General features: G+C 40.7%; 9 protein-coding genes, 1 tRNA gene and 1 pseudogene. 5 read left to right on the top strand and 6 right to left on the bottom strand.

Translation table 11 applies throughout. The annotated features are described in order from the left end of the window. A pseudogene (locus BG260_RS14275) lies at positions 1-202 on the top strand (glutathione peroxidase); the annotation flags it as partial. Positions 203-398: 196 nt separating this feature from the next. Next, positions 399-472: transfer RNA gene (locus BG260_RS07975), tRNA-Asp, on the top strand. A gap of 266 nt (positions 473-738) precedes the next feature. Here BG260_RS07975 and BG260_RS07980 read toward each other — a convergent pair. The 5 genes from BG260_RS07980 to BG260_RS08000 all read right to left on the bottom strand — a co-directional run bounded on the left by BG260_RS07980 (position 739) and on the right by BG260_RS08000 (position 6093). Next, entirely contained in the window at positions 739-1818 is a 1080-nt protein-coding gene (locus tag BG260_RS07980) for a hypothetical protein (RefSeq protein ID WP_141691547.1), read from the bottom strand. A 126-nt stretch (positions 1819-1944) separates the two neighbouring features. After that, a complete protein-coding gene (locus BG260_RS07985) occupies positions 1945-2394 on the bottom strand; it encodes a PepSY-like domain-containing protein (RefSeq protein ID WP_069131470.1) in 450 nt (149 codons plus the stop codon). A gap of 295 nt (positions 2395-2689) precedes the next feature. Then, complete coding sequence (locus BG260_RS07990; protein ID WP_069131473.1) at positions 2690-3964, bottom strand: sensor histidine kinase; 1275 nt, start codon at positions 3962-3964, stop codon at positions 2690-2692. Continuing rightward, complete coding sequence (locus BG260_RS07995) at positions 3961-4638, bottom strand: response regulator transcription factor (protein ID WP_069131476.1); 678 nt, start codon at positions 4636-4638, stop codon at positions 3961-3963. Before BG260_RS07995 ends, BG260_RS07990 begins: the two co-directional genes overlap by 4 nt. Positions 4639-4767: 129 nt before the next feature. Continuing rightward, a complete protein-coding gene (locus BG260_RS08000; RefSeq protein WP_176719459.1) occupies positions 4768-6093 on the bottom strand; it encodes a R2-like ligand-binding oxidase in 1326 nt (441 codons plus the stop codon). A 158-nt stretch (positions 6094-6251) separates the two neighbouring features. Here BG260_RS08000 and mnmG point away from each other — a divergent pair, with 158 nt between their 5' ends. The 3 genes from mnmG (at position 6252) to BG260_RS08015 (ending at position 9838) form a co-directional block, all read left to right on the top strand. Next, positions 6252-8141 (top strand): tRNA uridine-5-carboxymethylaminomethyl(34) synthesis enzyme MnmG, encoded by a 1890-nt coding sequence (mnmG, locus tag BG260_RS08005; protein ID WP_069131480.1) that lies wholly within the window; start codon positions 6252-6254, stop codon positions 8139-8141. A gap of 16 nt (positions 8142-8157) precedes the next feature. Then, on the top strand, positions 8158-8790 hold the full coding sequence (locus BG260_RS08010; RefSeq protein ID WP_176719460.1) for a 16S rRNA (guanine(527)-N(7))-methyltransferase RsmG: 633 nt from the start codon (positions 8158-8160) through the stop codon (positions 8788-8790). Between the two features lie 94 nt (positions 8791-8884). After that, a complete protein-coding gene (locus tag BG260_RS08015; protein ID WP_083750180.1) occupies positions 8885-9838 on the top strand; it encodes a helix-turn-helix transcriptional regulator in 954 nt (317 codons plus the stop codon). A gap of 113 nt (positions 9839-9951) precedes the next feature. On the opposite strand, the gene gyrA is transcribed toward BG260_RS08015, so the two are convergent. Further along, positions 9952-12426: a DNA gyrase subunit A gene (gene gyrA, locus BG260_RS08020; RefSeq protein WP_069131484.1), complete on the bottom strand. Its 2475-nt coding sequence runs from the start codon at positions 12424-12426 to the stop codon at positions 9952-9954. Positions 12427-12452 lie beyond the last annotated feature (26 nt).

Below are 12452 nucleotides of genomic sequence, written 5' to 3' on the forward strand. Positions count from 1 at the left end.
AAAAATATCTGTCAAAGGAGATGATCAGCATCCATTGTATGACTATCTGACTCAAACAGATAACCCAGATTTTACCGGAGAGATTGGGTGGAATTTTGAAAAATTTCTTGTAGATCGGAACGGAAACGTCGTCAGAAGGTTTAAAAGTAACGTAACACCGATGAGCGATGAGCTCACAAACTCATTAGAAAGAATTTTATAAAAACTTACATACATCCCATCACCATCCCGATAAAGGGCTACAGTTGAAACCTGTAGCCCTTTTATTTTTTAGAAAAAGTTACATTCTTTCTTGACTTCGTATCGAAAGGCTCCCTATATTCAAATCTGTTCAAAAATAGAATAAGGTTCGCTAGTTCGATTTTTGAACCTTGTTAAGTTTTACTTTTTGAAATAATGGTCCGGTAGTTCAGCTGGTTAGAACGCCTGCCTGTCACGCAGGAGGTCGCGAGTTCGAATCTCGTCCGGATCGCAAAAGCCGCTCAATTCATTTTGAGTGGCTTTTTTTGTTTTAGCTTAGTTTTTAAAAAGAGAACGCCCGGCCATGTTTTTTATGAATGAGGCTGCGAGTTTCCCGAAGGCTTTCGGGATCCGGATCGCTACAAAAGCCAAGCACTTAAAAAGCGGTTGTCTTTTGTTTGATATGATTTTAAAAAAATGTGAGCACCCAACTTTGTTTTATGGATGGGATTACGAGTATCTCGAGCACCCAATGAGTGGAGATGTGAAAGTAACCCATCAAAACCGTATCTCTGCGACTATTTCAAATCGCGTAAATTCAGATGATTCATTAAGGAATTCATTTTCTTGCCTGCTTACATCAAAAATTAGTTTTGACCGATTCTCCATTACATAGGCTATTCCACCAATCCACTGCCTGTGTGCTACTTGGTTAAGGTCTTGGTTGTAAAGATTATCATATCGAAAAGTGAAGTGTATGGGAGAGCGGAATGGGTCTGCTTCGGTAAAGATGCTCCACCCGCGAAGGTTATACGGATCGTTTGTATTTGGTACGATATAATTGCCTGCACTGTCGCCAAATGAATGTGCGCCCTGAAGCATCACATTGAGTCGGGATGATTCGAATGAGAGAGCAGATCCAGCCATTGAAAAATCAGGGCTTTCTGATAAGTTCCCTTTGCCATGTGCACCAAATAGAGATAACTGAAGCCCGGCTAATTGATCCGGAAATGGGCGAAGTGTAAGCCTGCCTTCAACAACTTTATTACTGTTCTGTTCAAGGCTGGCGTATCCGCCGCCGTTATATATACCGATGGCAAAACTTCCATACCGTGCCGGGTTTGAATTGAGGCCACGAGCAGATTCTCTTTCCAGTTTTTCACCAATACCGGCAGAAAACTGGAGTCCAAAATCTGCAGATGAAATAATATCTGTTTGGTCAAGCATCATAGAGTTCTGTGCCCGGTAGTCATTGATATCCTGTTCAAAAGCGATCCATGGGCGATGAACAACACCGGCCTCAACGTTGATTGATGTAAACGGGCCAATATCATTAAAAGAGTAGTTTGCTAAGGCGTATTTCAGACGAAGTTCAATGTCGCCGGCACCATCACCTTGTTGATCAATAGTAACATCCTGGGTAAAACGTACTTCGAGCCGATCTTTCAGGTGCTTTCTGAACGTGATGTATCCTCTTTTGATAGAAAACTCGTTGATGTTTGTCTCTTGGGTCCGGTCATACTCGTAAGAGATAAAAAATTGCCCGTTAAAACCAACGTCGTTTAGTGCGTTTTGAGCAAAACTTTTAGGATTAATTGATAGAAAAAGTAATACCAAGCAGACACTTGTTAGAATCATGCGGTTCGTAGACCGTAGGCTATAGATGATGAACATAGGTTGTTATTTTGGGGTATTGTATAAGATTGCAACCGAGCCCAGGTTTATTCAGGCCCGGATGCGTTTGAGAGAAGTTTGTGGATTCAGTTAGTCGTCGTATGCTTCGCTGATGATCTCACCTTTGTCATCTATGAGAAGATCCAGATCGCTTAATCTCCGCGAGTCGAGTGAAATCAGGTATCGCGTTTCATCTCCTTCTATAATTCGTTCTGCATCGTCTATATTGTAGTCGCTATACTCAGAATCGATTTTGTCTCTTACAATGTCAGGCAGTTCGCGGTTGCGAATCTCCTCCTTATGATAGAGAAGTGTTCCCGATTCATCATATCTGGCTTCGTGGTCGCGGCCCCAGCCGGTTTCAAAATCGACCTCGAAATACCCGGATTCTCTTTCCCAATCAATATCCCTTGCATTTGAGAAATCCTCGGAAAAGGAGTTAATGACTACGTTGGGAACTTGTGACACAGGAATATCCTGTCCTTTTACAGTTCCGAATATTGAAAAAGTCCATGCAAAAATTATGAGTAAATATTTCATTGTTCTATGCTTTAGAATTTAGTAGCTGCGATAAATTCATGATTACTTATTAACTGATAATCTCAGAATTATATCGCCTGTTTCAGTGTCTGCACTAAACATAAGACCCAAATTTTGAAACATTCTGGAATCAAAGGATGGACTGAAAAATTATTCTAAAAAAATTGCGGAGATGAGGCTATCCACTCAGTAGAGTTCTATCAGCGCTGAAAATGAGGGAAGTGGAGAGGATTTTTCAAGTTACAGGATACAGAAAGAAATGAATAGAAGATTGGGTATTTCCACCGCGTACTACTTACTGCACGGTTACTTCAAAACAGTGAATACCATCATTATATGAATAATTGATTTGATAGTCGTAGAGGTCACAAATTGCCTTTATAATAGCCAGGCCGAGTCCGTTTCCGTGCTTTGAACCGGGGTTCTTTGAAAAACGCTTAAATAGTTTTTCTCTGTCAAGTCTGTCCTCTGTAGAGCTATTACAGATCCTAAATGAGTTGTATCCGATAGAAATGTTAACATTTCCTCCCGGTTTATTGTGATTAATGGCATTCACCAAAAGGTTTTGGAGCATTACCTCGGTAAGATAGGGGTTAGCTTCTACATAAAGAGGCGCATCATCTTCATCGATCTGAATGGATATCTGTTTGTATGAAGTAAGATCTTCAAGATTTTCCATCAGGCTACGAATCATATCACCAATCGATATACGTTCGTTTTCTACAAATTGGTTATTATCGATTCGGCTAAGCAGGAGAAGTGATTTGTTTAGCTGATTTAGTCGCGATGTTATATCCAGAATTTCACCAACCGTGGCAGCATCCTGCTCACTTAGTTCTGCTTTTTCAAGTAGGAGCTCAAGTTTACTTGTAATGACAGCTATTGGTGTTTGAAGCTCATGGGCAGCATTTTCAGTAAAATGTTTCTGATTGATGTATGATTTCCTAGTTCTTTCAATCAGTTCATCGGCTACGCGTTTCAGTTCTTGAAACTCAGTTGTTGAAGATTGTATGTCAGTTAATCCTGAGCTCTGTTCAACCCGATAATCCTTTAGATCTTTAAGAACCGTGTAGAAAGGTGACCATAGATTTTTCAGAGCCCAATTGTTAATAAGAACGATAGTGAGAATAAGTGCAATGTAGAGCCAAATGATAAACCAGAACATGCTCTCTACTAAATCATCTTCCTCCACAGTAGAGGAGACCACCTGGTATTTGTAGTATTGGCCTTTTACCTGATAAGCCTCTGTCAGCATTCGAACCTGCTCAAGATCATTGCTGAATGGAAGAGGCATAAGCGTATTTCGAAATACTTCTTCCTGATAAACCAGGGCCTCCTCGTATGTAATAGGAGAGATTGAGAACATACCATCTTCAAAACTCGTGCTTTCCAAAAGGGAAGGGTCTTCTTTCACCCGTGAATCCAGCAGCTCCAGCTGATCTTCGAGGTTGTCATCAACAATGTCGTACACTTCATCACGAAAGCCGAAATAAAAGATGACTGACCAAATTCCGACTACCACTAAAATGGATACGGCCAGATATTGCAGTGATCGATTAAGCAGCCTCATGATTTTTCCAATTTATAGCCAACTCCGTATACGGCTTTAATTTCAACTGATGCTCCGGCTTCGTCAAGCTTTTTTCGGAGGTTGGTGATTTGATAGTATATAAAATCGAAGTTATCGGCTTGATCAATGTGATCTCCCCAAACGTGTTCGGCCAGACCGGTACGGGTAATCAGGCGGTTTTTGTTGATGAGAAAATATTTTAAAACGTCAAATTCTTTTCGGTTTAACGTGATGGGCTCTTTATTGATAGTGACTTTTCTGTTATCCGGATCAAGGCTTACATTCCCGTAATCTATAGTTGATTTTCCTTCCAGCGTATTTCGTCGCAAAACTGCTTTTACACGAGCGGTCAGTTCTGCCAGGTGAAACGGCTTTGTAAGATAATCATCCGCGCCAAGTTCAAGTCCTTTGATTTTGTCATCGAGAGAATCCTTTGCAGAAATGATGATTACATTCTCAGTTTTACCTTTCTCATTTAATTGTTCAAGAATTTGCAGGCCGCTCCCGTTTGGCAACATTATGTCCAGCAAAATACAGTCGTAATCATATACAAACACCTTTTCCACTGCAGAAAGATAGTCGGAGGCTGTTTCCACTACATAGTGCTCTTTTTTCAGAGAATCTTCGATACTCTTCAACAGTCCGGGTTCGTCTTCAATAACTAAAATTTTCATGGAGGGAATATATCAGAAGAATTTTGAAACTTTCTGGAATCTTAAAGGATAATTACTCCATTAAACATGGATGTCAATAATTTTGAAAGGAATGTTTATGTATTCTTAAACTGCAGTAGTTAATTAACACTAAACTGAAATACCGAGTTTATCTATTCTCGACTGAAACTGTTTGATTGCATAATTTAAAAACCACTCTTTTTCCAAATTAAATGGAATGACGTCATAAGGCTCAAAGATTTCGTGAATGATGTTTGTCGCATCATTTAAAAGAGTCGTAAGAATGTCTTCCGCGGTCTTTTTGAATTCAGGGTTTTCATCAAGTATTCTATTGATTAAATACAGACCAAATGCAATGTGTCTGGATTCATCCTGTTTAAGATTATTCAGTCCTTTTCTAAGTCCGGGCATCAAGTCTCGATCCTCAAGCATGTTGTAGAATGCAGCATAACCTGTTTCCGCCAATGTTCCTTCAACAATCATATTATATGTAATGGAGGCTTTTAACTGGTTTAAAGGTGAAGGATCAATGTCTAAGTTAGTCAATGCTTCTGGTAGCTTTTCGTAAAAGATGGTTCTATAAAACGGGCCATGAAATCTCTCGGCATTAGGTATTCCTTTATAAACTTCTTGTTGATATAATGAGAAAAATTCAACGTGTTTCGCTTCCTCCCACAAAAATGATGTGAGATACATTTCCTCTTCCAGCCTTCCCTCATTGCTTATGACCTTAATAAGTGGAAGGAGGTCGGATGTAACAGCTTCTTCTCCGGCTAAAAAAAGAGAAGTTAAATGTAAAAGAATCTCTTTCTCCTCTTTGGTTAGTTGGGTCCATTGTTCACGATCTGTTGTCAGGTCTATATTTGATGGATTCCAGATTCCAAATTGTTTTGCTTTCTGAAAGAGCTTCATCGGAAAACTGTCGTGATCGATGCCTTTCCTTGTTGTTTTAAATGACTTTCTGTTTTTCCTGACAACTTTTTCCTGGATTTTTGGTGAATTATTTATGACCTGACTATGCCCCAAAATGGGAGCTGCTTTAATGAGCTCTATTGCCGCTTTTCTCTGTATGGATAAAAGTACCAGGCTACCTTTTTCCATTGAGATTTTGCCGAGCATAATCAGTTTTGTAGGATCTCTGTCTCTTTCAATTAAACGAATCCATGCCTCTTCGGTGGCTTTTAATATTACATCACTTATAGGTTCATCTTCCGGAGTTGCATATCGTAACTCTTCACACTTTCCATATTTTAAATCCAGGTAAACGCCGGTTATATCTTGCTCTTTCAAATGGTTGATGGAAGGAGTGGTTATTTTTAGAATGATAGGCGCATTCCATCCTTTTCCCTGTTGGCGATAGTTTTCACTGTTGTTGATATTTTCTTTCCACTGCTTGAGCCACTTCTCAGAAAAATATCCGGTCTCTTTCTCTTTACTTTTTTTATTGAACCACATGAAGCTACTATTTTGTGAAATCTTTACTTGTTTAAATGCGTTTCTTCCATACAAATCTACAGAATTGTATAGTATTTATAATCTCCATAATTAACGGTATTTTAAGAGACTGTGTAAAATACTATAAAACAAATTAAATACAATAAAAACAAACAGATATGAAAAGTTTATATCCCGCATATGATGTCATTGTTGTGGGAGCAGGGCATGCAGGAAGTGAAGCAGCAGCTGCATCAGCGAAAATGGGTGCCAAAACCCTTCTCATAACAATGAACCTTGATGCTATTGCCAAGATGTCCTGTAATCCGGCCATGGGCGGTGTTGCAAAAGGACAGCTTGTAAGAGAGATAGATGCACTTGGCGGGTTGAGTGGTATTGTCAGTGATCAAAGTGGAGTTCAGTTTAGAATGCTGAATCGAAGTAAAGGACCTGCTATGTGGAGCCCTCGATGCCAGAGTGACCGGTCACTTTATTCTAAGATAATGAGAGAGAACCTGGAGAAAATTGATAACCTCTTTTTCCGTCAGGATAATGTTGTTGATATCGTAACCGATAGCAGCGGAAAACAGATAAAAGGCGTGGTTACTCAAACAGGTCAAACTTTTGAAACCAAGTCTGTTATTTTAACCAGTGGTACTTTTTTAAATGGTCTAATTCATATTGGAGAGTCTCAATATGGTGGGGGAAGATCCGGTGAACGTGCATCGATTGGAATTTCCTCTGCACTTGAGAAACTGGGTTTTGAAGTGGGGAGATTAAAAACGGGAACGCCTCCCAGAATAGATGGTCGTTCTATAGACTACACAAAGCTTGAAGTTCAGTACGGTGATGAGAATCCGAGTCCATTTTCTTTTATGACGGATGAGCTTCCCGGCCTGGATGATCAATTGACATGCTGGATTGGGTATACAAATGAAGATGTTCATGAGATGCTCAAAACCGGTTTCGACAGAAGCCCGATGTTTAATGGCAGGATCAAATCAGTTGGCCCGCGCTATTGCCCGAGTATAGAAGATAAAATCAATCGTTTTGCTGATAAAGATCGTCACCAGTTATTCCTTGAACCGGAAGGGTGGAATACGTACGAAATGTATTTGAATGGGTTTTCTACCTCACTGCCCGAAGATGTTCAATATCATGCGCTTCGAACCATTCCCGGTTTTGAAGAAGCAGTCATGCTACGTCCCGGGTATGCGATAGAATACGACTATTTCCAGCCTCATCAGGTTAAGCGTTCTTTAGAAACAAAAATTGTAAACGGTTTGTTTTTTGCCGGGCAGATTAATGGTACTACCGGCTACGAAGAGGCGGCTTGTCAGGGACTCATTGCTGGGATTAACTCGGCTCTTTTTGTTCAGGAAAAGGAGCCGTTTGTAATCAAGAGATCAGAGGGATACATCGGAGTTTTGATTGACGACCTGATCAATAAAGGTACGGAAGAACCTTACAGAATGTTTACGTCCAGAGCTGAACATAGAATTTTACTGAGACAAGATAATGCCGATTTGCGTCTAACTGAATTAGGCAGAAAAATCGGACTGGTTGATGATGAGCGTTATGATCGGTTCTCAAAAAAGAAGAAAGAGATCAACGAGCTGTTCGATTTAATTGAAAACTACACAGTTCGACCTGAGAAGATGGATCCTATGCTTAAAGAGAAGGGTACACCAACACTTTCTCAACCGGTAAAAGCCCGAACTCTGATTCCGCGGCCACAATTGACCATCGATGATTTATTTGCGGCAGACGAAGAATTAAACCAAAAAGCATCTGAGATTACTTCAAACCGAGATGTTTTAGAACAGGTTGAGATTCAGATTAAATATGAGGGGTATATCAAACGGGAGTTTGAGATGGTTGAAGAGATCAGCAATAAAGAGAACGCTGCTATTCCTGAAAAGATCGACTACCATAAAATCAAAAGTCTCTCTTCTGAAGGGCAGAGTAAGCTCAGTAAAATTCAGCCCGAAACTATTGGTCAGGCTTCAAGAATAAGTGGTGTATCTGCCAGTGATATAGCCGTTCTCATGATTTATCTTAAAAACTAAAAAAGACTTGTTTCACGTGAAACATCAGATTGAAGAGATAAAGGTTGAAAAAGAAGTGCTTGCTAATGCAAGGAAGTTATACTCAAAACACAGTGAGCTTCTTGAGTCATATATTGATCATTTACTCGAGTGGAACTCAAAAATCAATCTTGTGAGTCGCAATGTTTCACGTGAAACAGTTCGTGAGCATGTAATTCATTCATTGATTCCGCTTCAGCTTGGCTTGTTAAATGATGTTGATGAATGGATTGATTCAGGCACCGGCGGCGGTTTGCCCGGCATTCCGCTATCAGTTGTATACCCCGAAAAGAAGTTTTATTTGAACGATAATGTCCGGAAGAAAATGCGGGCAGTTTCGGCAATAACGGAAAAACTTAAATTGAAAAATGTTGAGGTAATTCCCAAGAGCATCTCATTGGTGGGCATTAAAACTGGGGCGGGGATTGTGACAAAACACGCCTTCAAGATTAACGACCTGCTGAGGCTCACAAAAAAGAAGCCGTGGAAGAAGATTGTTATGTGGAAAGGGGTGAAAGGTGCGTATCAAGAGATGGAAAGAGTGCATTCGAATGTGAAGTGTACGATCTACTCTTTTCAATTTGATGAGGAATTCTATGAGGGGAAGGGGTTGGTTTTGCTAGAAAAGTAGCTTTTATTTTTGGTGAAATGCTCACATCTTATTGGGGCTTATCGATAATTGTCGGTAAGCTTTTTTTATATAATCGAAAATGATAGGGTGAAATATGTCCAGATTAAAAAGTTCAGAGCGTCGTTTAAAAATGATTTTAATGCTGCAGGATTCGAAAAAGAAACTGACAGTCAGCGATCTGGCGGAAGAGTTTGGGGTGAGTCGCAGAACAATTTTCAGGGATTTTAATTTTCTATCGGATATTAATGTGCCGGTTACATGGGATGAGTACAGCGGCTATGGGGTAATTGATGGTTATAAAATACCCCCATTGATGTTCAATTCACGTGAGCTCGCTACAATCATGGTAGGTCTCAATTTTGTAAAGTCGCAAGTGGATAAAAATCTTGTAGATGATGCAAAAGGTGTTGAATTAAAAATAAAAAATGTCTTACCGGATGATTTAAAAAGATTTATGGAATCACTTGATGACCGAACGGTAGTGGATCCATTTCTTCATTTTGGTGCAGATAAAAAAGAGGGTGGAAATTGGTATCTGTTAAGTAGCGCGATCTCCCAGCAGAAAATAATAGAGTTTACGTACGAAAGTAAAAAAGATAGTGAGATCAGCAATCGTAAAGTGAACCCGTATCTTTTGGTTTTTTATAGAGACCATTGGAATTTGATTGGTTATTCACACATGCGGGATGCAATTCGGAATTTTGTGCTGGATCAAATGGCGGAGGTAAAAATACTCGATGAAAAATTTGAGAAAAAACCAGAAATCGACGTAGAGGGCCTTATTTTTAATTCTAACGAATCGGGGCAAAAAATAAGGGTGGTGGTTGATGAATCTGTAGAACGCGCGTTTAAGGCGAATCTGCCGACTAAAATATTAAAGTTTGAGCCTATTGATTCTAAAAAATTTAAAGCAGAGTTCAATTTTGATAATTTGGATTATTTAAACGAGTGGTTGCTTCAGTTTGGAAATAATGTGAAGGTGGTGAGTCCGGAAAAACTAAAAATAATGAGAAAAAATTTACTGGCCGGTATGCTTGAAAATATCTGATGTGAAAAGAGAGGAGGGAATAATATCAGATTAACCAAACCAGTCGATGTAATAAAAAAAGGCTCCACATTGTGGAGCCTTTTTACTTTCAGTTGAAACTTTAGAACGTAAGATTACTCGACGGTTGGGGCATCGTCTTCGGAAGTTTCATCTTCATTGACTACCCGGGTAACTGCGGCAATCTTTCCATCTTCATCGAGTCGCATAATTCGTACGCCCTGAGTGTTCCGACCCATGGTGCGGATTCCTTTACACTGCATTCGAATGATCTTACCGCGCTCCGTTATAACCATCAAGTCATCGTTGTCTGATACTTCTTTCAGCGCAATCAGATTTCCGGTCTTTGGAGTAACCTTAAGCGTAATAACTCCTTTTCCGCCACGGCTCTGTTCCCGGTAATCATCAACAAGAGATCGCTTACCGAAACCGTTTTCTGAAATCGCAAGAACCGTAGCTTCATGAGTGTTTTTAATCACAACCATATCTACAAGCTCGTCGTTATCATCAAGATTCATTCCGCGTACTCCGGAAGTGTTTCGGCCCATTTCACGGACTTCCTCTTCATGAAAACGTATTGCACGTCCGGATTTGTTCGCAAGTATTATGTTGCTTTCCCCATCCGTAAGTGCTGCTTCCAGAAGGCTGTCATCATCTTTGATGTTGATGGCAATAATTCCATCTCTTCTCGGGCGGCTGTATGCTTCGAGTGAGGTCTTCTTCACTTGGCCTTTTTTCGTAGCCATGATGATGGAGTGTGATTTGATGTACTCATCATCATCCAGAGTTTTGACAGGAACAAATGTCTTAATCGAGTCATCCTTGTCGATATCAATCAGGTTGACAATTGCACGGCCGCGCGCAAGTCTGGAGCCTTCAGGAATTTCATAAACTTTTAACCAGTAACAGTTGCCTTTCTCGGTAAAGAAAAGGATATAGTTATGGTTAGTGGCAACAAAAAGATGTTCTACATATTCGTCATCTTTTGTTGTGGTTCCTTTCATCCCTTTACCTCCACGGCGCTGGCGACGATAACCACTTACCGGCATTCGCTTGATAAATCCTTTATTTGATATGGTAACAACCACATCTTCATCTGCAATCATATCCTCAATGCTGAAGTCGTCGGCAGAATAGACGATTTGTGTACGCCGTTCATCACCGTATCGGTCTTTCAGTTGAAGGAGCTCATTTTTGATGATCTCTTTCTGTTCGTCTCGGTTAGAGAGAATTTTTCGATATTCGGCAATCTGAGTTACAATATCACGATACTCGGTATCGATCTTATCCCGTTCGAGCCCGGTAAGCTTCTGCAACCTCATGTCGAGAATGGCTTTAGCCTGAATGTCGGTCAGTGCAAACTTTCGACGCAGTTCCTCATTAGCCTCTTGTGGATTCTTGGATGCACGAATAGTTTTAATAACCTCATCCAGATTATCGAGCGCAATTTTAAGCCCTTCAAGAATGTGGGCGCGAGCTTCAGCCTGATCGAGATCATAAATCGTACGGCGAATAACGACCTCAATACGATGTTCAATGAAACGTTCAATCAACTCTTTGAGCGCCATTACTTTAGGTCTGCCTTGTACCAGCGCAAGGTTGATCACGCCAAAGGTTTGCTGCATTTGCGTGTACTTATAAAGCTGATTGAGTACAACTCCTGCATTGGCACTTCTTTTCAGGATAATGACAATTCTCATACCTTCGCGGTCAGACTCATCCCGAATTTCAGAGATGTCAGTGATCTTCTCGTCACTAACCAGCTGAGCAATTTTTTGAATCAGCGTGGCTTTGTTTACCTGATAAGGAATTTCTGTGACTACAATCTGTTCGCGTGAATTTCGTAGCTCCTCAACATTGGCGCGGGCTCGCATCGTAATTTTACCGCGTCCTGTTGTGTAAGCCTCTTTGACACCTTCGTATCCGTAAATGATTCCGCCTGTAGGAAAGTCCGGAGCCGTGATGTGCTTCATCAGCTGCTCGGTTTCAATTTCAGGGTCATCGAGAAAGGCAACGGTACCGTCTACCACTTCAGATAGATTGTGAGGAGGCATGTTTGTAGCCATACCCACAGCAATACCGGAAGCACCATTAAGCAGCAGGTTTGGCAGCATGGACGGAAGAACGGTCGGCTCGGTCAGTGTATCATCAAAGTTGGTCTGAAAATCGACGGTTTCTTTGTTGATATCTGTGAGAAGCTCCTCTGCAATTCGCTGCATACGAACTTCAGTGTAACGCATCGCCGCAGCGGAATCACCGTCAATAGACCCGAAGTTTCCCTGGCCATTCACCAAAGGATAGCGGAGAGAAAACTCCTGAACCATTCGTACAATCGAGTCGTAAACAGCAGAGTCACCGTGCGGGTGATACTTACCCAAAACCTCACCCACAATACGGGCACTCTTTTTGAAGTTTCGGTTGTGAAGCATCCCGAGATCGCTCATTCCATAAAGAATACGCCGGTGAACAGGTTTCAATCCATCCCGCACATCCGGCAGCGCTCTCGATACAATTACCGACATCGAGTAGTCGATGTAGGACGATTGCATTTCGTCTTCAATAGAAATAGGTATAATCTTTTCTGTAGCCATGAATCAGTTTTGTCAGATGAATAATT

This window comes from Rhodohalobacter halophilus (genome assembly GCF_001715195.1).
Classification (GTDB): Bacteria; Bacteroidota; Rhodothermia; order Balneolales; family Balneolaceae; genus Rhodohalobacter; species Rhodohalobacter halophilus.